The organism is Streptomyces sp. NPDC051684 (assembly GCF_044453445.1).
GTDB lineage: Bacteria > Actinomycetota > Actinomycetes > Streptomycetales > Streptomycetaceae > Streptomyces.
The window spans coordinates 12,635-33,685 of record NZ_JBITCS010000049.1 but is presented as its reverse complement, the minus strand read 5'-3'; the positions used below and the strand labels follow the sequence as shown (position 1 = coordinate 33,685).

Genomic DNA, 21,051 nt, shown 5'->3' with positions numbered 1-21,051 from the left:
TTCTATTCTGTGGTCAGTGCTACCGAGGAGGCGTCATGCGCTGGGAGAACCTCACGGACGAGCCCGTCGACCACGGGCGGGCCCGGGACGCCGCGCTGTTCGGCGCGGACACGGTGGTGAGCCGTACGTTCGACACCCCGGAATTCCGCGGGGTGACGTTCCACGAGATCCGGGCCCGGTCGATCGTGAACCGGGTGCCGGGGGCGTCGCGGATGCCGTTCGAGTGGACCGTCAACCCGTACCGGGGCTGCACTCACGCGTGCGTCTACTGCTTCGCCCGCAACACCCACCGCTATCTGGATCTCGACACCGGGCTCGGCTTCGACAGCCAGATCGTGGTGAAAGTGAACGCGCCGCAGCTGCTGCGCCGCCATCTCGCCTCGCGGCGCTGGCACGGCGAGCACATCGCGATGGGCACTAACGTCGACTGCTATCAACGGGCCGAGGGGCGCTACCAGTTGATGCCCGGGATCATCCAGGCGCTGCGCGACTACGCGAACCCGTTCTCGATCCTCACCAAGGGCACGCTGATCCTGCGGGACCTGCCGCTCCTGCGCCAGGCGGCGGAGGTGACGGACGTCGGCATCTCGGTGTCCGTCGGCTTCGTGGACCAGGAGCTGTGGCGCACCGTGGAGCCGGGCACGCCCGCGCCGGAGCGCCGCCTCGACGTCGTACGCGCCCTGACCGACGCCGGCGTCGGCTGCGGGGTCCTGATGGCCCCGGTGATCCCCTTCCTCGGCGACCACCCGGACCAGCTGCGCGCGACGGTCCGCGCGATCGCCGCCGCGGGCGCCACCTCCGTGACCCCGCTCGTCCTGCACCTGCGCCCCGGCGCCCGCGAGTGGTTCATGGGCTGGCTGTCCCAGCACCACCCGCACCTCGTACGCCGCTACGAGCGCCTGTACGCGGAGGGCGCCTACGCCCCGAAGTGGTACCAGCGCCGTGTGACCCGCCAGGTCCACGAACTGGCGGAGGAGTACGGCATCGGCCCGAGCCGGGCGGCAGCACACCGCCGCGTCCCCGCCCCCGAGGCCCCCCGAACCCCCGACACACCGACCCAACTCACCCTGCTGTGAGGATGGCCGCCATGACACACCTCACCCACATCCCCGCCCCTGACGGCATCGCCCCCGCCCCCGCCTACAGCCACGTGGTCATGGGCAGCGGCCGCCTCATCGCCGTGTCCGGCCAGCTCGCCCTCGACGAGAAGGGCGAACTGGTCGGCACGGGCGACCCGTTGGCACAGGCGCGGCAGGTGTTCGAGAACCTGCGCCGGTGTCTCGCCGCGGCGGGCGCGTCCTTCGAGGACGTGGTGAAGGTGACGTACTTCGTGACGGACGTGGCCCACATGCCCGCCGTGCGCCGGGCCCGCGACGAGTTCCTGGACCCGGCGCGGCTGCCCGCCGCCTCCGCGGTGCAGGTCGCCGCACTCATGGCGCCGGGGTTTCTGATGGAGATCGAGGCGTTGGCCGTCGCGGCCGAGTGACGGCGGGCGGACTCAGCTCCGCGGCAGTCTCGCCAGGGCCGCCTCCGCCGCCATCGCGAGGCGTTGGTGGGTGGCCGCCTCCTTCAGGACCTCGCGGGCCCGGGGGTCGGCGAGGCTGCCCAGGCCCTCGACGCAGGCGAGCGCCACCTTCCGGTACGGGTCGTGCGGGACGAGGCGGCGACGGAGCGTGGCGATCAGGGCCGGTGCCGATTCCGGGGCGCGAAGCTGCGTGAGGAGGCGGACCGGGTGCAGCGCGTAGGCGACGCGCAGCTCGTTCGTCGCCAGGGCCGCCGCCGCCCGCGCCGTGCGCGGGTCGCCGAGTGCGGCGAGGGCCTCGGCCGCCGCGGCGCAACGCTCCGGGTCACGGTGGTTGAGCAGCAGGACGAGGGACTCGAAGGCGCGGCCGTCGCCAGCCATGCCGAGCCGGTACGCCGCCAGCTCCCGCGCCCACAGCGGCTGCTGCGGCGCGGTGAGCACCGCCGCCAGTTCATCCCGGTCGTGGGAGGCGGCCAACTGCTCGAACGCGGGCGTTCCACCGGATTCCTTCCGGATGCGTTCCGTTACCGTTCGCGACTCTTCGTCCATGACGTCGAGGGTAGACGCGCACGGCCTGCGGCGACGTAGATCACAGCCACCTTTCAACAGTCAGGGCTGGCGCGCTCGTTACTCGCTGGTTAAGCTCAGGTGAGCGGGGCATACTTCCCGCAGCACTGCTCGCGACGGCCTGGTGACGCAGCCGTCGTGGGTGTCAGTCGGTTCGGTACCTGTGCGTACCGCAGTACGGCCAGGCCCCGGGACAGGGCCCGCCGGTTCGATTCAACTCCCGCACTTCTTGCGCCCGTTGACCGCGCGCGTGCGGCGGATCAGTCGCAGCAGTCCTCACCCCTCATTTTCTGGAGTTCCCAGATGGACGCTCCCCTGTCCCGTATCTCAACTGTGGCCGTCGTCGGCCTCGGCACCATGGGCACCGGCATCGCCGAGGTCCTGGCCCGTGCCGGGCGCGAGGTCGTCGGCATCGACATCAGCGAGTCCGCCACCGAGCAGGCCGTGGCGTCCCTGGAGGCCTCGACGGCGCGTGCGGTGCGCCGCGAGCACCTCACCGAGCAGCAGCGCGCGGACCTGCTCGCCCGCTTCCGTACGTTCACCGACCTGCAGGCCGCGGCCGAGGCCGACCTGGTGATCGAGGTCGTCCCGGAGTCGTACGAGATCAAGCAGCAGGTCTTCCGTGAACTCGACGGCATCGTGCGCCCCGACACCGTCCTCGCGACCGGCACCAACGCGCTCTCGGTGACCCGGCTCGCGGCCGATTCGCAGCGGCCCGAGCGCGTCCTCGGCCTGCACTTCTTCAACCCGGCTCCCGCGATGAAGCTCGTCGAGGTGGTCTCCAGCGTGCTCACCGCGCCGGCCGCCGTCGCCACCGTCACCGATCTCGCCATCGAACTGGGCAAGGACCCGGTCGCGGTCGGCGACCGGCCCGGCTTCGTCGCCGACGGACTGCTGTTCGGCTACCTCAACCAGGCCGCCGCCATGTACGAGGCCAAGTACGCCTCGCGCGAGGACATCGACGCCGCGATGAAGCTGGGCTGCGGGCTGCCGATGGGCCCCCTCGCCCTGCTCGACCTGATCGGCGTCGACACGGCCCGCACCGTCCTCGATGCCATGTACGCCGAGTCGCACGACCGCCTGCACGCCCCCGCCCCGATCCTCAAGCAGCTCAGCGAGGCGGGTCTGACCGGGCGCAAGGCGGGCCGCGGCTTCTACACGTACGAGGCGCCGGGCAGCGCCGTCGTGGTGCGCGACGCGCTGACGCCGCTCAGCGACGCGCTCACCGGGCCCTCCCGCACGGTCCGCTCCGTCGGTGTCGCGGGCTCGGGAACGATGGCCTCCGGCATCGCCGAGGTGTTCGCGAAGGCCGGGTACGACGTGGTGCTCGCGGCCCGCAGCGAGGAGAAGGCGGAGACGGCCAAGTCCCGGATCGGCAAGTCGCTCAAGCGATCCGTCGACAAGGGCCGGATGACCCCGGAGAACGCCGAGGAGACACTCGCGCGCATCTCCCCCGCCGGTTCCTACGACGCGTTCGCCGAGGTCGACCTGGCCCTGGAGGCCGTCGCCGAGGACCTGGACGTGAAGCGGCAGCTGTTCGCGACGTTCGACAAGGTCTGCAAGCCCGGCGCGATCCTCGCGACCACGACCTCCTCGCTGCCCGTCGTCGCCTGCGCCCGTGCCACCTCGCGCCCGCAGGACGTCATCGGGATGCACTTCTTCAACCCGGCGCCGGCCATGAAGCTCGTCGAGGTCGTGCGCACGGTGCTCACGTCCGACGAGGTGCACGCCACCGTCCGCGAGCTGACCCGCAAGGTCCGCAAGCACCCCGTGGACTGCGGGGACCGGGCCGGGTTCATCGTGAACGCGCTGCTCTTCCCGTACCTGAACAACGCGATCAAGATGGTCCAGGAGCACTACGCCTCGCTCGACGACATCGACGCCGCGATGAAGCTCGGCGGAGGCTACCCGATGGGCCCGTTCGAACTGCTCGACGTGGTCGGCCTGGACGTCTCCCTCGCCATCGAGCGCGTCCTGCACCGCGAGTTCCGCGACCCGGGCCTCGCCCCCGCTCCGCTCCTGGAGCACCTGGTGGCCGCGGGCTGCCTCGGCCGCAAGACGGGCCGTGGTTTCCGCGAATATGCCAAGCGCTGATTCGTTCGGGGAGGCGGAATCTGGTTGGGGCGGGCTGCTCGGGGAGTCGGGCGGCCCGCTGACCGGGGCACCACCGGGCACGTACATGCAGTACGTTCGGGTCATGTCCAAGGCCGACCAGACCTCTCAGACCTCTCGCGGTTCCGCCACGCCCGACGCCCCGGAGAGCGCCGCGGGCAATCGGGCCGCCGCCCAGCGGCTCAAGATGCGCCGCGAGCTGGCGGCCGCGGCGATGGAACTCTTCGCCACGAAGGGGTACGAGGCGACGACGGTCGACGAGATCGCCGCGACCGCCGGGGTCGCCCGGCGCACGTTCTTCCGCCACTTCCGCTCCAAGGAAGAGGCGATCTTCCCGGACCACGACGACACCTTGGTGCGCGCGGAGGCCGTCCTGAACGCGGCGCCACCCCTGGAGCACCCGCTGGACACGGTGTGCCGGGGCATCAAGGAAGTCATGAAGATGTACGCCGCGCAGCCCGCGGTGTCCGTGGCGCGCTACCAGTTGACCCGCGAGGTACCGACGCTGCGCGAGGCCGAGATCGCCTCGGTGGCCCGCTACGAGCGGCTGTTCACCCGCTACCTGCTCGGCCACTTCGACGAGCAGGCGCACCACGACGGCAACGACGACCCGTTGCTCGCCGAGGTCGCCGCGTCCGCCGTCGTCACCGCCCACAACCACGTACTGCGGCGCTGGCTGCGGGCGGACGGCCAGGGCGACGTGGAGACGCAGCTCGACCACGCCTTCGCGATCGTGCGCCGCACCTTCGGCACCGGCATCGGCGCGGGCCGCACGCCGGCGGAGCCCTCGGCCCCCGCGCAGGTCTCGCGCTCCGGCGAGGTCCTGGTGACGGTGGCGCGCACGGACGCGCCACTTCCGGAGGTCATGCGCACGATCGAGGACGCGCTCCGCAACCGCTGACACGGCAGTCTTTTTTCGAAGGGCGCCTCACCTGGCACGCAGTGCCAGGTGAGGCGCCCTTTTCGTTGGTCAAACCTCCCCCCGCCGCACCCGGCGATCGATCATCGATCCTTTGCGGGCCCGGAAACCCGCCCCTGACCTCGACTGATCGATCATCGCTCACATGAAGCGGAAAAATTACAGCTGAGCGAAATTCATGGCACGCAGTGCCTTGTGCGTTGTCACGGCGTGCCATACGTTGAAGGTGTCCGGGCGGCCGGCGCACAGAGAACCTCAGTGCAACGGCTGTCCCCGCGAGTCATGAACGACCGTGATTCGTGCGCCCGGGCGCCTGCGTCACAGGCAACCTTCCGCGCCACACCAAGCGCTGCCACAGCACCACCCCCGCCGAACCGACGGCACACCCTCAAAACCCTCAGCAGCCACACCCGACTCAGCGTTCCCCTCAAACGCGAAACGCCGGAGGCACCACCGTGAAGGACATCCTGGACGCGATTCAGTCGCAGACCGCCACGTCTGCCGACTTCGCCGCCCTGCCGCTCCCCGACTCGTACCGCGCGATCACCGTGCACAAGGACGAGACGGAGATGTTCGCGGGGCTCGACACCCGCGACAAGGACCCGCGCAAGTCCATCCACCTGGACGACGTGCCGGTCCCCGAGCTCGGCCCCGGCGAGGCGCTCGTCGCCGTCATGGCCTCCTCCGTGAACTACAACTCCGTCTGGACCTCGATCTTCGAGCCGATGGCGACCTTCGGATTCCTGGAGCGCTACGGCAAGTTGAGCGACCTGACGAAGCGTCACGACCTGCCGTACCACATCATCGGCTCCGACCTCGCGGGCGTCGTGCTGCGCACCGGCCCCGGCGTCAACGCCTGGCACGCCGGCGACGAGGTCGTCGCGCACTGCCTCTCCGTCGAGCTGGAGTCGAGCGACGGCCACAACGACACGATGCTCGACCCCGAGCAGCGCATCTGGGGCTTCGAGACGAACTTCGGCGGGCTCGCCGAGATCGCGCTCGTCAAGTCCAACCAGCTGATGCCGAAGCCGGACCACCTCAGCTGGGAGGAGGCCGCGGCTCCCGGCCTCGTGAACTCCACCGCGTACCGCCAGCTCGTCTCGCGCAACGGCGCCGGCATGAAGCAGGGCGACAACGTGCTGATCTGGGGCGCGAGCGGCGGCCTCGGCTCCTACGCCACGCAGTTCGCGCTCGCCGGCGGCGCCAACCCCATCTGCGTCGTCTCCTCCCCCGAGAAGGCCGACATCTGCCGGGCCATGGGCGCCGAGGCGGTCATCGACCGCAACGCCGAGGGCTACAAGTTCTGGAAGGACGAGCGCACCCAGGACCCGAAGGAATGGAAGCGCTTCGGCAAGCGCATCCGCGAGTTCACCGGCGGCGAGGACATCGACATCGTCTTCGAGCACCCCGGCCGTGAGACCTTCGGTGCCAGCGTCTACGTCACGCGCAAGGGCGGCACCATCACCACGTGCGCCTCGACCTCGGGCTACATGCACGAGTACGACAACCGCTACCTGTGGATGTCCCTGAAGCGCATCATCGGCTCGCACTTCGCCAATTACCGCGAGGCGTGGGAGGCGAACCGCCTGATCTCCAAGGGCAAGATCCACCCGACGCTGTCGAGGACGTACTCCCTCGAAGAGACCGGGCAGGCCGCCTACGACGTGCACCGCAACCTCCACCAGGGCAAGGTCGGCGTCCTCGCGCTCGCCCCCGAGGAGGGCCTCGGCGTGCGCGACCACGAGAAGCGGGCGCAGCACATCGACGCCATCAACCGGTTCCGGAACGTCTGACCGTCCGTCTGAACTCCCGTAGGAGACACAGCAGATGACTGAGCGCCAGAAGGACCGGCCGTGGCTGATGCGCACGTACGCCGGTCACTCCACGGCCGAGGCGTCCAACGAGCTGTACCGGCGCAACCTCGCCAAGGGCCAGACGGGTCTGTCGGTCGCCTTCGACCTGCCGACCCAGACCGGGTACGACCCCGACCACATCCTCGCGCGGGGTGAGGTCGGCCGCGTCGGCGTCCCGGTGTCCCACCTCGGTGACATGCGGCGGCTGTTCCAGGACATCCCCCTGGAGCAGATGAACACCTCGATGACGATCAACGCCACCGCCATGTGGACCCTGGCGCTCTACCAGGTGGTCGCGGAGGAGCAGGGCGCGGACCTCGCCGCGCTCCAGGGCACGACGCAGAACGACATCGTCAAGGAGTACCTGTCGCGGGGCACCCACGTGTTCCCGCCGGGGCCCTCGCTCCGCCTGACCACCGACATGATCGCGTACACCGTGGCGAACATGCCGAAGTGGAACCCGATCAACATCTGCAGCTACCACCTCCAGGAGGCGGGGGCCACTCCGGTCCAGGAGATCGCGTACGCGATGTCCACCGCCATCGCGGTTCTCGATGCCGTACGCGACTCAGGGCAGGTCCCCGAGGAGAAGTTCGGGGACGTCGTGGCCCGCATCTCCTTCTTCGTGAACGCGGGCGTCCGCTTCATCGAGGAGATGTGCAAGATGCGGGCGTTCGGGCGGATCTGGGACCAGATCACGCGCGAGCGGTACGGCATCGAGAACGCGAAGCAGCGCCGCTTCCGGTACGGGGTGCAGGTCAACTCGCTGGGCCTGACCGAGGCCCAGCCGGAGAACAACGTCCAGCGGATCGTGCTGGAGATGCTGGCCGTGACGCTCTCCAAGGACGCGCGCGCCCGCGCCGTCCAGCTCCCCGCCTGGAACGAGGCATTGGGCCTGCCCCGCCCCTGGGACCAGCAGTGGTCGCTCCGTATCCAGCAGGTCCTCGCCCACGAGAGCGACCTGTTGGAGTACGAGGACATCTTCGCGGGCTCGCACGTCATCGAGAAGAAGGTCGACGAGCTGGTCGCCGAGTCCTTCGCCGAGATCGACCGGATCCAGGAGATGGGCGGCGCGCTGGCCGCCGTCGAGTCCGGCTACCTCAAGTCGCAGCTCGTCTCCTCGCACGCGGAGCGCCGCGCGCGGATCGAGGCCGGCGAGGAGAAGATCGTCGGTGTGAACGTCTACGAGTCGACCGAGCCGAACCCGCTCACCGCCGACCTGGACACCGCGATCATGACGGTGGACCACGACGTCGAGGCCCGGGTCGTGGCGGCCATCGGCGACTGGCGCACCACGCGTGAGGAGTCCTCGGACCGGCAGGGCATGGGCGACCCGTTCCACTACCCGACCACCCGGCAGGCCCTGGAGCGCCTGAAGGAGGCCGCGGCGGGCACGGAGAACCTCATGGAGGCCACCCTCGAGTGCGCCCGCTCCGGGGTCACGACCGGCGAGTGGGCGGCGGCCCTGCGCGAGGTGTTCGGCGAGTTCCGCGCCCCCACGGGCGTCTCGTCGGCGCCGGTCGCGGTCGCGGCCGAGGAGGGCACCCCGCTCGCCGAGGTCCGCGAGAAGGTCCGCCGCACCGGCGAGGAACTGGGCGGCAAGCTCCGCCTCCTGGTCGGCAAGCCGGGCCTGGACGGGCACTCCAACGGCGCCGAGCAGATCGCCGTACGGGCCCGCGACGCCGGGTTCGAGGTGGTCTACCAGGGCATCCGGCTCACGCCCGAGCAGATCGTCTCCGCGGCTCTCGCCGAGGACGTGCACTGCGTCGGCCTGTCGATCCTGTCCGGGTCGCACGCCGAGCTCGTGCCCGACGTGCTCGCCCGCCTGCACGAGGCGGGCGCCACCGACATCCCCGTGATCGTCGGCGGCATCATCCCCAACGCCGACGCCGAGGACCTGAAGCGGGCGGGTGTGGCCGCCGTCTTCACCCCCAAGGACTTCGGCATCACGGAGATCATCGGCCGTATCGTCGACGAGATCCGCACAGCGAACCACCTCGACCCACTGGAGGTCCCCGCATGACCCAGGTCAACCGCCTTCGCCCGCGCCGTTCGTGTCTTGCCGTGCCCGGCTCGAACCCGCGCTTCCTGGAGAAGGCCCAGGGCCTCGACGCCGACCAGGTCTTCCTCGACCTGGAGGACGCCTGCGCACCGCTCGCCAAGCCCGAGGCGCGGCACACCATCGTGAAGTTCCTCAACGAGGGCGACTGGACGGGCAAGACGCGCGTCGTGCGGGTCAACGACTGGACGACCGAGTGGACCTACCGCGACGTCGTGACCGTCGTCGAGGGCGCGGGCCAGAACCTCGACTGCATCATGCTGCCGAAGGTGCAGACTGCCGAGCAGGTCGTCGCGCTCGACCTGCTGCTCACCCAGATCGAGAAGACGATGGGCTTCGAGGTCGGCAAGATCGGCATCGAGGCGCAGATCGAGAACGCGCAGGGCCTCAACAACGTCAACGCCATCGCCGAGGCCTCGCCGCGCACCGAGACCATCATCTTCGGCCCGGCCGACTTCATGGCCTCCATCAACATGAAGTCCCTGGTCGTCGGCGAGCAGCCGCCCGGCTACGGCGCCGACGCGTACCACTACATCCTGATGAAGATCCTGATGGCGGCCCGCGCCAACGACCTCCAGGCGATCGACGGCCCCTACCTCCAGATCAAGAACGTCGCCGGCTTCCGCGAGGTCGCGGGGCGCGCCGCGGCGCTCGGCTTCGACGGCAAGTGGGTGCTGCACCCCGGCCAGGTCGAGGCCGCCAACGAGGTCTTCTCGCCGTCCCAGGAGGACTACGACCACGCCGAGCTGATCCTGGACGCGTACGACTACTGCACGTCCGAGGCCGGCGGCAAGAAGGGCTCCGCGATGCTCGGCGACGAGATGATCGACGAGGCCAGCCGGAAGATGGCGCTCGTCATCTCCGGGAAGGGACGCGCGGCCGGCATGCAGCGCACGTCCAAGTTCGAGATCCCGGAGGCGTGACGACACCATGCAGTTCGGCCGCACTTACGAAGAGTTCACCGTCGGGGACGTCTACAAGCACTGGCCCGGAAAGACGGTCACCGAGTACGACGACCACATGTTCTGTCTTCTGACGATGAACCATCACCCGCTCCACATGGACTCGAACTATGCGGAGAAGACGACGGACTTCGGAAAGAACGTCGTCGTCGGGAACTACATCTACTCGCTCCTCCTCGGGATGTCCGTGCCGGACGTCTCCGGCAAGGCGATCGCCAATCTGGAGATCGAGTCGCTCAAGCACGTGGCGCCGACCTTCCACGGCGACACCATCTACGGCGAGACGACGGTCCTGGACAAGACGCCGTCCAGGTCGAAGTCGGACCGCGGAATCGTGCACGTGGAGACCAAGGGCTACAAGCAGGACGGCACGCTCGTCTGCGTCTTCCGCCGCAAGGTGATGGTGCCCACCGAGACGTACATCAAGGAGCGCGGCGGCGAACAGCCCGGCCGCCCGGAACTTAAGTCGCAGGAGAAGTAGCCATGAGCCGACTCGCCCAGACCCACGGCCTGACCGATGTGCAGCGGGAAATCCTCTCCACGGTCAGGGACTTCGTCGACAAAGAGATCATCCCGGTAGCGACCGAACTCGAGCACCGCGACGAGTACCCGCAGCAGATCGTCGACGGGCTCAAGGAGTTGGGCCTGTTCGGGCTGATGATTCCCGAGGAGTACGGGGGTCTGGGCGAGTCGCTGCTCACCTATGCGCTGTGCGTGGAGGAGATAGCGCGCGGCTGGATGTCGGTCTCCGGCATCATCAACACCCACTTCATCGTGGCCTACATGCTCAAGCAGCACGGGACGCAGGAGCAGAAGGACCACTTCCTGCCCCGCATGGCGCTCGGCGAGGTGCGCGGCGCATTCTCCATGTCCGAACCGGGACTTGGCTCCGACGTGTCGGCCATCACGTCAAAGGCGGTTAAGGACGGCGACAGTTACCTTCTGAACGGCCAGAAGATGTGGCTGACGAACGGTGGTTCGTCAACGCTTGTGGCGGTTCTCACGCGAAGTGATGAAGGTCACCCGGAGGGCTCCGCGCCGCACAAGTCGATGACGACGTTCCTCGTCGAGAAGGAACCCGGCTTCGGCGAGGTCCGTCCGGGCCTGACCATCCCCGGAAAGATCGACAAGATGGGTTACAAGGGCGTCGACACGACCGAACTCATCATGGATGACCTGCGCATTCCGGCCAATCGCGTACTGGGCGGGGAGACCGGCCGGGGCTTTTACCAAATGATGGACGGGGTGGAAGTCGGCCGCGTGAATGTCGCCGCGCGTGGCTGCGGCGTCGCGCAGCGTGCATTTGAGCTGGGTGTCGATTACGCGCAGCAACGGCACACATTCGGTAAGCCCATCGCGCAGCACCAGGCGATCCAGTTCAAGTTGGCCGAGATGGCCACCAAGGTCGAGGCCGCCCATGCGATGATGGTCAATGCAGCACGCAAAAAGGACTCCGGGGAACGTAACGACCTCGAAGCAGGGATGGCCAAGTACCTGGCCTCCGAATACTGCAAGGAAGTCGTGGAGGACGCGTTCCGGATCCACGGCGGCTACGGCTTCTCCAAGGAGTACGAGATCGAGCGCCTCTACCGCGAGGCACCGATGCTGCTGATCGGCGAAGGTACCGCCGAGATCCAGAAAATGATCATTGGTCGTCGGCTCCTCGAGGAGTATCGATCCCAAGGCTGATCCTGGGCAAGATGTCCGTTTACGGGGTGTTTCTTCGCGAAGAAGATCACATCCCGTAGGCGCGCTCCGGGGGATGCCTGCCGTCCGATGTGGCTTCCTGGCTTGCCCAGTTGTGGCTCGCAACCGATAGCATCCCCGGAAAAGCCGCCGTCCCCCGTAAACTGCGCGGCCTCATCCGCTACGAAGGTCATCCATGCCCCACAGCCAAATCTCTGCACCACGCGACGGCGTCCTCAAGGGACGTCTTGCGCGCGGAGCCTCGCCGTGGCTTCTCCCGACCGTCGCCACGGCTGCCCTCAGCCTGGCGCGCTCGCGCCGCTCCAAGAAGGCAGCAGCACTCGCCGTCCCGACCACCGCTCTGGCGGCCGGCATGCTGTGGTTCTTCCGCGACCCCGAGCGCGAGATCGCCGATGGCCGGGTCATCTCCCCGGCCGACGGTGTGGTGCAGAGCATCATGCCGTGGAAGGACGGACGCACCCGCGTCGCGATCTTCATGAGCCCGCTGAACGTGCACGTGAACCGCGCTCCGCTCGCGGGCACCGTCACGTCGGTCGAGCACATCCCCGGTGGTTTCGTTCCCGCCTTCAACAAGGAGAGCGAGAACAACGAGCGGGTGGTGTGGCACTTCGACACCGAGCTCGGTGACATCGAGATGGTCCAGATCGCCGGTGCCGTCGCCCGCCGCATCGTGCCCTACATCCCCCAGGGCACGAAGGTCGAGCAGGGCGAGCGGATCGGCCTGATCCGCTTCGGTTCGCGAGTCGACATCTACCTTCCCGAGGGCGTCGAGGCCGACGTCGAGGTCGGGCAGAAGACGGTGGCTGGGGTGACCCGAATTGACCGTGACTGATCATCCTGAGACTTCGGCGTGGGCCGATGACCCGGACATGGCGGACGACGCGGAAGAAATGCCGTTGTCGCTTCGGCTGTCGATAGCGGACACCCTCACGCTGGGCAACGCCACGTGCGGATTCATGGCCGTCTACTTCACGACGACCGGGATCCTGATCCCGCACATCCAGGGCAGCGCGGACTCCGGCATGGCGCGGCACTCCGCCGCGACCGCCGTGATCCTGATGCTGGCCGCCGCGATCTTCGACCTGTTCGACGGTCTGGTGGCGCGCAAGCTGCGGTCCTCGCCGATGGGCGCGGAGCTGGACAACCTGTCCGACCTGATCAGCTTCGGGTTGGCTCCTGCTTACTTCGTGCTGGTCTACGGCATGGTCGCCGACGACGCACACCAGAGAGTCGCCGCGGTGGGGGCCATCGTGGTGTTGCTGGCGGTGGTGCTGAGGCTTGCGCGGTTCTCGTGCGTGACCGTGAAGGACGGCACGTTCCAGGGGATGCCGTCGCCGTTCGGCGCGCTGACGGTCGTCTCGATCGTGCTGCTCGAGCTGCCCTTCGTGGCGACGCTCCTCGCGATCATCGGTACGGCGTGGCTCATGGTCAGCCGGGTCGAGTACCCGAAGCCGCGGGGGCGGCTCGCGGTGGCGATGCTGGGCTGGATCGTCCTGAGCATGGCCATGCTGGCGGCGTGGGCGTTCGACGCGCCCGGTGGGCAGCTGCTGCTCGCGATGGGCTGCACGTTGCAGGTGGTTCTCGGTGCGGTGATTCCGCTCTTCGCCACGGCGCGGCGTGTGAACAATTTCCGGGGTAACCGGCGTGAGGCGCGGGCAGCGCAGCTGCCGTAGCCCGGCGGAACGTGTGGGCGATGGGCCCGAGCCTTCTTGGCTCGGGCCCATCGCCCTTTCTGTGTCCCCGGCACCGCGGTTGCGGCCGCGGGGCTCTGCCCCGGACCCCGCTGCTCAAGCGCCGCAGGGGCTTGATTTACCTGCGCCGCGGTTGCGGACTCGGGGCTCCGCCCCGCACCCCGCTGCTCAAGCGCCGCAGGGGCTTGAAAGGGCGGCACCGGGGGTTAGGCCGCCTCCTCCAGGAAGCCGCCCGACTGGTGGGACCAGAGTTTGGCGTAGGTGCCGTGGGCGGCCAGGAGGTCCGTGTGGGTGCCCTGCTCCACGATGCGGCCGTGGTCCAGGACCACCAGGCGGTCCATGCCCGCCACCGTGCTCAGGCGGTGGGCGACGACCAGGGCCGTGCGGCCTTCCATGAGGCGCCACAGCGCCTCCTGCACCAGGATTTCGCTCTCCGAGTCGAGCGCGCTGGTCGCCTCGTCCAGGAGGAGGATCGGCGCGTCCCGGAGGATCGCGCGGGCGAGCGCGACCCGCTGCCGCTGGCCGCCGGAGAGCTTGATGCCGCGCTCCCCGACCATCGTGTCGAAGCCGTCAGGCAACCCGTCGGCGAACTCCGTCACGTGGGCCGCCTCCGCCGCCCGCCGAACCTCCGCCGCGCTCGCCCCCGGCCGGGCGAACTCGATGTTCTCGCTCAGGGTGCGGTGGAACATGGCCGGCTCCTGGGGGACGTACGCGATCAGCGACCGCAGGTCGGCCTGGCGGAGCCGGGAGATGTCCTGGCCGTCGATCAGGATGCGGCCGGCGTCGATGTCCATCATCCGCAGGAGGAGGCGGGTGAGGGTCGTCTTGCCGCCGCCCGAGCGGCCGACCAGACCCAGCCGAGTACCGCCGGGCACCGTCAGGTCGAGCCCCGTGAACAGCGGCTCCGCGCCGGCGTGCGTGTACGCGACCCGCTCGAAGCGGACGGCGGCGGCCACGGACCCCTGCGGCTCCTCGGGCTCGGCCGGGTCGAGCACCTTCGGCTTGTCCCGCAGCAGCTCCGTGAACTGGGCCGCCTCCGTCATAGCGCGCTCCAGACGGCGGTAGATCTGGTTGAACTCGAACATGATCCGGGTCGCGTTCGAGAAGTACGTGAACGCGACGACGATCGCCTCGACGCCCCGGCCGTTGCCCGCGAGGGCGACGGCCAGCAGCAGCCCGAGCGCGTTGGTCAGCACGGAGAGCGGCGCGACGAGGGTGTCCACGCGCAGATTGCCGTAGTCCCAGGCGCGCAGGATGTGGCCGCGCGCGTCCGCGACCCGCTCCCTGTGCTCGGCGGCCTCGCGCTCCTCGGCGGCGAAGGCGCGGACCGTCTCCATGTTCATGAGGCTGTCGGCGACGTGCCCCGACATGTGGGTGAACGCCGCCTCGCGCGCGTTGACCAGCTTCTGGCGGCGCCGGATCAGGGGCCGCACGCACAGACCGGTGATCGCGATCATCGCCAGGAGCACGACGACGAGCCACGGCTCGTAGCGCCACAGCACCACCGAGCCGAACACGATCGGCACGAAGCTGGCCATCACGTTGAAGATCAGTACGTCGGCGAACTCCTCGAAACGCGCGGCGAAGCTCAGGACGCGCTTGGTGAGCGCACCGGCGAAGTTGTCGTGGAAGAACGTGGCGTCCTTCGCGTACAGCTCGTCCATGCCGATGACGTACAGGCGGGAGATGGCGCCCGCCTCAAGGCGGTTGATGCAGTGGAACCCGATGCGCCACAGCGCCTCGGCGGCGAGGAGCACACCGGCGAAGACGAGGACGTACGGCAGCAGTGCGTGGATGCCGCGCTCGCCGCCGGTGGCGAGGTGACCGACGAGCTTGGCGACGACGAGCGGCGCGAGGTAGAAGATGCCGATGTTGCCGAGCGCGGGCAGCAGCATCGCGGGGACCGCGAACCGGCGTGCGCGCGCCAGTTCCCGTCCGTAGTAGCGGAGTGCGAGCAGTACCGAGCCGCGACTCGGTGGCACTTCGCGCAATGAGGTCAATCCGATCCCGTCCCTTGGGTGTTGGAAGGTGTGGGCTTCCGGCCGTGGTGGGGGCCGGGAATCGGAGTGTCCCGTGACGGAGGGTGGTCGGTCCACGCCTTTTCGGAGTCAGGGCATGCATATCGGCCGGGTCGGCGGCGGGCGCGTCACGTGCCGTGCAGTCCCGTGCCGGGGAGGCCGGGGCGGACCAGGACCTTCACGTGGTCGTCGGGGGCGGACAGGGTGGCGAGAGCGGTGGGGACACCGGCCAGGCCCACCTCGCCCGTGATGAGCGCGGTGGCGTCCACCGTGCCGTCCGCGATCCGGTCCAGGGTGCGCGCGAACTCGTCGGGCGGGTAGGCCATGCACATGGTGACGGTGATGTCCTTGTAGAGGCCGACCACGGGCCGGAAGACGTCCTCCGTCATGCAGGCGCCGATGAGCAGGACGTGGGTCTCGCGGGGTGCCCGGTGCAGGATCTCGTTGAGCATGCCGGCGCGTCCCGAGCACTCCAGCACCTTGAGCGACTGGCCCTGCTCCGAAGCCTCCCGCCACGCGTCGAAGGGGTCGGTGACCGCGGGGTCCACCACCACGTGCGCTCCGAAGCGGCGTGCCAACTCCCGTCTGCGCGGGGACGGTTCGGACACCACGACCGGTGCCACGCCCCGCTCCAGGAGCGCCGCGAGCGCGCCGAGGCCGATGGGCCCCGCCCCGGTCACGACGGCTCCCGAACCGGGCCGGGGATCGGCCCGCGCGACGTTGCCGTAGCCGACCGCGAGGGGTTCGGTGAGCGCCGCCACGTGCGGCGGCACATGGTCCGGTACGGGGATCAGCGCGGCCTGCGTGAGGACGACGCGCTCACTGAATCCGCCGGGGAAGTCGGTGGCGTAGCCGACGGTGCGCACCGTGCCGCCCGCGTCGACAGCCCAGGGCAGGCCGACCACGATCCGCCCCTCCCACTCCCCCGGGCTGAGCACCCGCGCGCACAGTTCGTGGCCGAGGACGAGGTCGGCGTCGGGGTCGAAGAGGAAGCTCTCCGTACCCGAGTCGCGGGACGCCTTGAGGAAGTCCTCGGTGTGCCGGGCCGCGGACAGGTCGGAGCCGCAGATGCCGGTGGCGAGGGGCGCCGCGAGCACCTGCCCGGGGCCCGGTACGGGTTCGGGCACGTCGTCGGCGACGTGGAAGTTCCCGTCGCGGAGCACGGCGGCGCGCATCAGGACGCACCCCGGTCCACCGCGGCCTGCACCGCCGCGCGCATCGCCCCCACGAACCGTTCGCTGTTGGTGTGCGCCCACGCCATCGACGCCGCGCGCCGCTCGTTCACCCCGGTGCAGTGCGGCACCACATGGTCCGCGAAGAGTTCGTACGAGTGCCGCTTGGCCTGTGGTGTGGCCAGGGGCAGGTCGAGCAGGAGCAGGGTGCCGAAGCCGCCGGACTCCTCGGCGAGCGCCTCGACGCGGGCGACGGCGTCGTCCGGTGTGCCGATCGTGGCGACACCGAAGACGGGGAAGCCGTCCGTGGTGAACTGCCGTACCGCGTCGCCGGGTTCGCGGCCCCACGGCAGCGTCGCACCCGACAGGCCCTCGATGTACCGGACGAGGTGACGCACCCCGTGCGCCGCCTCCGCGCGGGCCTGTTCCCGCGTCTCGGCCAGGTGCATGGGGACGACGAGGCGCCAGGCGGACCGGTCCGCCATGTGTCCGTGCCGCACGCAGGACTTCTCGTACGCCTCCCAGTTGCCGCGCAGCGCCGCGAAGCCGGCCGGGTCGCCGGCCGCCAGGGAGAGCAGGCCGACGCCGTGCCGCCCGGCCTGGACCGAGCCCGAGGGCGAGACCGTCGAGGCGACCGCCGACTCCAGGCCCACGTCCGGGCGGTACGGGCCCAACTGGCAGCGCGCGTCGGCTAGTTCGTACCAGTCGGTCTTCTCCGTCACCGTCTCGCCGCGCACCAGACGGACGATCGCGTCGAGCGCCTCGGCCATCATGTCGCGCTGCTTCATCGGGTCGATGCCCATCATGAAGGCGTCGGAGGCGAGCTGGCCGGGGCCCGCGCCGAGCATGACGCGCCCGCGCGTCTGGTGGTCGAGCTGGAGCAGGCGGTCCGCGAGCATCAGCGGGTGGTGGTACGGGAGGGAGTTGACGCCCGTGCCGAGGCGGATCCGGTGGGTGAGTTCGGCCGCGGCGGCGATGAACACCTCGGGCGAGGCGATCGTCTCGTAGCCGGCGGAGTGGTGCTCGCCGATCCACGCCTCGTCGAAGCCGAGGTCGTCGAGGGCGCGGACCAGGTCGAGGTCCTGGCGGATCCGGAGGGAGGGGCTGCCGTCGAGCCCGTGGTACGGGGCGAGGAACGCTCCGAACCGGGCGGGGAGTTGAGGTGCCTGCTGCACTCGTAGGCCTTTCGCCGTGCGGGACGTAGGACATAAGGTCGAGGCTTGCACTTCTTACGTCCTATATCGGCGCGGCCGAGAGGTCAACACACGGAGAGGCATCGGGCGTTGGAGAGTCCCAGGACGCGGCGGCACCACGACGGCTCACCGAGCGCGCGGACGCTCGCGCTCACCGTCCTCGGCGAGTACGTGCGGTACCCGGGCGATCAGCGGGTGGCCGCGGGGGCCGTCGTGGGAGCCCTTGGCGCGTGCGGGATCGCCGACGCGGCGGCGCGGCGCGCGCTCGGCCGGCTCGCACAGGAGGGCTGGCTGCGCTCGCAGCGGGCGGGGCGCCACACGTTGCTGCTGCTGGAACCCCGGCTCGTAGGGCTGCTCACGGCGTGGACGCACCGCCTGGAGCGGGCGGTGGACCCGACGCCGTGGAACGGCGCGTGGCAGCAGCTGCTGCTGCGTCCGCCCGCCGACGGGTGGCGCGAACGGGCGTTGGTGGAGCAGCAGTTGGCGTTCGAGGGCTTCGGTTCGCTGGGGGCCGGCCTGTGGTGCGCGGCCGACCCCGGCGGCGTACCCGCACTGAAGGGGCTGCTGCGGGAACAGGGGCTCGCGCCGCACGCCCTGTGGCTGACGTGCCGGACCGAGGACGACGCCGAACTCGTGCGCAGAACATGGGAGTTGGGTGAGGTGCGGCGCGCCCACGAGGAGTTTCTGGCGCGGTTCGAGGACCGCGCCGGGCGGGTGCGCGAGCCGGAGGCCGCCTTCGTCGCGCGGACGCGGCTCGTGCACGCCTGGCGGACCACGTTCGAGCGCGACCCGCGGCTGCCGGACGCACTGCTGCCGCACGACTGGCCGGGCCGCGACGCGACCCGGCTGTTCGTCGACGCGTGGCGGGCGCTGCGGGCGCCCGCCGACACGTTCTGGCGTCAACTCACCTTCGGAGTGAAGCCCTTGGCCTCCTCGGACTCGGAGGGCTGACGCACGACCTTCATGCCGCCGACCGCCGACTTGTCGGGTTGCAGGATCACCGATTCGTGCGAGGACGGGGCCTCGGGGACGGAGAAGTCCTGGGCGACGCCGAAGCCGTTGTCGAAGTCGCTCAGGGAGAGCAGCGCCTTGTCGACGCCCTCGCGCGTGAGGTCCTTGTCCTCGCACGCCTTCTTCAGTGCCTCGCCGAACACGGCCGCGGCGGTCCAGCCCGCGACGACGCCGTTGTCGAGGGAGTCCTTCGGATACGCCTTCTTGTAGTCGCCGACCAGCTTCTTCGCCTCCGGGGTGTCCGCGCCGATGGGCAGCGAGGGCGAGGCGACCCAGTAGTTCTTGAGCAGGGCCGGGGCCGCCTGGGTGCCGAGCAGCTGCGGCGAGTACGCCGAGTTGTTGCCGATGATCGGCGCGTTCAGCTTCGCCGCCGCCGCGACGCCGACGAGGGAGGCCGCCTGACGCGGGCCGGCGCTGATCACGACGCCCTTGACGCCGGCCTTCTTCAGGGCGGCAACCTGGGCGGTCATGTCGTTGTCGGTCGGCTTGATCTTCTGCTCGACGACGGTCAACCCGGCCTTCTCCGCCATGTACTTGGAGCCCTGGAGCGCGTTCTCGCCGTAGTCGCCCTCGAAGTAGACGTGGCCGAGCTTGTCGCCCTTCTTGAGGCCCTTCTCCTTCATCAGGAAGTCGATCGCGTTGACCGTCTCGATGTCGTACGTCGAGCCGATGACGCGCACGTACTTACTGCCGAGCAGATGCGCCGACCAGGCCTGCGGCAGCACGACCGCCTTGTCCTGGCCGTCGATGCGCTGCTTGACGGCGGCCACGAACGGCGAGCCGAGGAACTGCGGGAAGCCGAGGACATCGGGCGCCAGCTCCGTGTACCCGGCGACGGCCTTCTGCGGGTCGTAGCCGTGGTCGCGCACGGTGAGCTTGGCCTTGTAGCCGCACGCGCCGCCCGCGGCGTTGAACTGCTTCACGTACAGCTGCTGCGCCTGGGTGACGCTCTTGCCGAGCGTCGCGTAGACGCCGGTCATGTCGGTGAGGACGCCCAGGTTGATGGTCTTGCCGGTGATGCCCTTGCCGGTCTTGACGCCGCCCGCGCTCTGCTTGTCGCCGTCGTCGTCCTTGGCCTTGGAGCTGCAGGCGGCGGTCAGCGCGAGCAGGGTGGCCACGGCGGTCACCGTGAGCGTCCGGGTGCGGCGGTTCCTTGGGTTCATGCGTCCTCCTGAGGGTGTTTCCTGGCGCGCTGGCGGGTCAGCCGCACAAGTCCGCCGGGTAGGAAAAGGACCACCGCCACGACGGCGGCGCCGTACAGATAGCGGGACGCCTCGCCGGGTGCCACGCCGCCGGTGCCGGGCGCGGAGACGAGGGGCAGGGCGTCGCTGTAGCGCGTGAGCAGTTGCGGAAGCAGCGAGACGAAGGCGGCGCCGACGACGGCGCCCGCCACCGAGCCGAGGCCGCCGATGACGATCATGGCGAGGTATTCGAGGGAGAGCGTGATGCCGAAGTAGTCGGGCACGGTCCGCTGGAAGACCAGCGCGAGCAGGACGCCCGCGAGGCCCGCGTACATCGACGAAAGCACAAAGACGAAGCCGCGGTAGCGGGCGACCGGGACGCCCAGCACCCCGGCCGCGATGCGGTGGTCTCGGATCGCGTTGAGGGCGCGCCCCGGCCGGCCGCGCAGCACGCCGCGGGCGAAGAGTCCGCAGCCGAGCGTGAGCAGCAGTCCGAGGTACCAGAGCTTCTCGGAGGCGCCGAACGGCACACCGGCGACGGCGAGTTCGCTCTCGTCGAAGGTGAGGCCGAACAGGCTCATGGCGGGTACGTCGCGCCCGTTGGCGCCGCCGGTCAGGTCCTCGGCGTTGAACAGGACGTGCTGCCCGATGAAGATCAGCGCGAGGGTCGCGATGCCGAGGTACGCGCCCTTGAGGCGGCCCGCGATGGGGCTGAACAGGCCGCCCGCGACACCCGCCACGAGCACCGCGAGCACGGCGGCCAGCCAGGACGGCAGCCCGAGCCCGTTCAGCGACTGGCCGCGCTCACCCGCGAACACGCAGTACCCGTAGGCGCCTACGGCGAGGAAGAAGGCGTGGCCCATGGAGAGCTGCCCGGTCGCGCCGGTCAGCAGGTTGAGCCCGATGGCGCCGATGGCCGCCGCCATGGCGAACAGGCCCGCCTGCAACCAGAAGCGGTCCAGGTAGAACGGCAGGGCCAGCAGCAGAAGGGCGCAGGCCGCGATGAGGTACGTACGGCGGCGCGACAGGAGCGCGCGCACCGAACTGCCGTACATGGTACGGGTCTTGGCCGATGCGGTATCCG

General features: G+C 69.8%; 18 protein-coding genes. 12 read left to right on the top strand and 6 right to left on the bottom strand.

Features of this window, described 5'->3' with window-relative positions; genetic code table 11:
* The first annotated feature begins 35 nt into the window (after positions 1–35).
* Positions 36–1,076, top strand: coding sequence for an Rv2578c family radical SAM protein (locus ACIA8D_RS37255; protein WP_399239103.1), 1,041 nt, complete (start codon positions 36–38; stop codon positions 1,074–1,076).
* Between the two features lie 11 nt (positions 1,077–1,087).
* Complete coding sequence (locus ACIA8D_RS37250) at positions 1,088–1,486, top strand: RidA family protein (RefSeq protein WP_399239101.1); 399 nt, start codon at positions 1,088–1,090, stop codon at positions 1,484–1,486.
* A 12-nt stretch (positions 1,487–1,498) separates the two neighbouring features.
* Here the strand turns inward: ACIA8D_RS37250 and ACIA8D_RS37245 are convergent, their stop codons facing one another.
* The gene (locus ACIA8D_RS37245) at positions 1,499–2,071 is read right to left on the bottom strand and encodes an adenylosuccinate lyase (RefSeq protein WP_399239099.1); all 573 of its coding nucleotides are present in this window, start codon (positions 2,069–2,071) and stop codon (positions 1,499–1,501) included.
* 321 nt (positions 2,072–2,392) lie between these two features.
* On the opposite strand from ACIA8D_RS37245, the gene ACIA8D_RS37240 reads away from it, so the two are divergent.
* From ACIA8D_RS37240 to pssA, 9 genes are all read left to right on the top strand, one after another.
* Positions 2,393–4,183 (top strand): 3-hydroxyacyl-CoA dehydrogenase family protein, encoded by a 1,791-nt coding sequence (locus tag ACIA8D_RS37240; protein ID WP_399239097.1) that lies wholly within the window; start codon positions 2,393–2,395, stop codon positions 4,181–4,183.
* Between the two features lie 85 nt (positions 4,184–4,268).
* Entirely contained in the window at positions 4,269–5,102 is an 834-nt protein-coding gene (locus ACIA8D_RS37235; RefSeq protein WP_399239137.1) for a TetR family transcriptional regulator, read from the top strand.
* A gap of 473 nt (positions 5,103–5,575) precedes the next feature.
* On the top strand, positions 5,576–6,913 hold the full coding sequence (gene ccrA / locus ACIA8D_RS37230) for a crotonyl-CoA carboxylase/reductase (protein WP_399239095.1): 1,338 nt from the start codon (positions 5,576–5,578) through the stop codon (positions 6,911–6,913).
* A gap of 34 nt (positions 6,914–6,947) precedes the next feature.
* Positions 6,948–8,996, top strand: a complete 2,049-nt coding sequence (locus tag ACIA8D_RS37225) for a protein meaA (RefSeq protein WP_399239093.1) — start codon at positions 6,948–6,950, stop codon at positions 8,994–8,996.
* Positions 8,993–9,955, top strand: coding sequence for an HpcH/HpaI aldolase/citrate lyase family protein (locus tag ACIA8D_RS37220; protein WP_399239091.1), 963 nt, complete (start codon positions 8,993–8,995; stop codon positions 9,953–9,955). Before ACIA8D_RS37225 ends, ACIA8D_RS37220 begins: the two co-directional genes overlap by 4 nt.
* A gap of 7 nt (positions 9,956–9,962) precedes the next feature.
* Positions 9,963–10,475, top strand: coding sequence for a MaoC family dehydratase (locus tag ACIA8D_RS37215; RefSeq protein WP_399239089.1), 513 nt, complete (start codon positions 9,963–9,965; stop codon positions 10,473–10,475).
* A gap of 2 nt (positions 10,476–10,477) precedes the next feature.
* Positions 10,478–11,683: an acyl-CoA dehydrogenase family protein gene (locus ACIA8D_RS37210; protein ID WP_399239087.1), complete on the top strand. Its 1,206-nt coding sequence runs from the start codon at positions 10,478–10,480 to the stop codon at positions 11,681–11,683.
* Between the two features lie 193 nt (positions 11,684–11,876).
* Positions 11,877–12,533: a phosphatidylserine decarboxylase gene (locus tag ACIA8D_RS37205; RefSeq protein WP_399239085.1), complete on the top strand. Its 657-nt coding sequence runs from the start codon at positions 11,877–11,879 to the stop codon at positions 12,531–12,533.
* A gap of 37 nt (positions 12,534–12,570) precedes the next feature.
* Positions 12,571–13,374: a CDP-diacylglycerol--serine O-phosphatidyltransferase gene (gene pssA, locus ACIA8D_RS37200; protein WP_399239083.1), complete on the top strand. Its 804-nt coding sequence runs from the start codon at positions 12,571–12,573 to the stop codon at positions 13,372–13,374.
* 224 nt (positions 13,375–13,598) lie between these two features.
* Here the strand turns inward: pssA and ACIA8D_RS37195 are convergent, their stop codons facing one another.
* The 3 genes from ACIA8D_RS37195 to ACIA8D_RS37185 form a co-directional block, all read right to left on the bottom strand.
* On the bottom strand, positions 13,599–15,383 hold the full coding sequence (locus ACIA8D_RS37195; protein WP_399239135.1) for an ABC transporter ATP-binding protein: 1,785 nt from the start codon (positions 15,381–15,383) through the stop codon (positions 13,599–13,601).
* Between the two features lie 155 nt (positions 15,384–15,538).
* Complete coding sequence (locus ACIA8D_RS37190) at positions 15,539–16,585, bottom strand: zinc-binding dehydrogenase (RefSeq protein ID WP_399239081.1); 1,047 nt, start codon at positions 16,583–16,585, stop codon at positions 15,539–15,541.
* Entirely contained in the window at positions 16,585–17,757 is a 1,173-nt protein-coding gene (locus ACIA8D_RS37185; protein WP_399239079.1) for an LLM class flavin-dependent oxidoreductase, read from the bottom strand. Before ACIA8D_RS37185 ends, ACIA8D_RS37190 begins: the two co-directional genes overlap by 1 nt.
* Before the next feature lie 108 nt (positions 17,758–17,865).
* On the opposite strand from ACIA8D_RS37185, the gene ACIA8D_RS37180 reads away from it, so the two are divergent.
* Positions 17,866–18,726 (top strand): PaaX family transcriptional regulator C-terminal domain-containing protein, encoded by an 861-nt coding sequence (locus tag ACIA8D_RS37180; RefSeq protein WP_399239077.1) that lies wholly within the window; start codon positions 17,866–17,868, stop codon positions 18,724–18,726.
* Here the strand turns inward: ACIA8D_RS37180 and ACIA8D_RS37175 are convergent.
* Positions 18,675–19,949: an ABC transporter substrate-binding protein gene (locus ACIA8D_RS37175; RefSeq protein WP_399239075.1), complete on the bottom strand. Its 1,275-nt coding sequence runs from the start codon at positions 19,947–19,949 to the stop codon at positions 18,675–18,677. The genes ACIA8D_RS37180 and ACIA8D_RS37175 overlap by 52 nt on opposite strands.
* Positions 19,946–21,022, bottom strand: a complete 1,077-nt coding sequence (locus tag ACIA8D_RS37170) for a branched-chain amino acid ABC transporter permease (protein WP_399239133.1) — start codon at positions 21,020–21,022, stop codon at positions 19,946–19,948. The genes ACIA8D_RS37175 and ACIA8D_RS37170 overlap by 4 nt, the downstream gene beginning before the upstream one ends.
* Between the last annotated feature and the right edge of the window lie 29 nt (positions 21,023–21,051).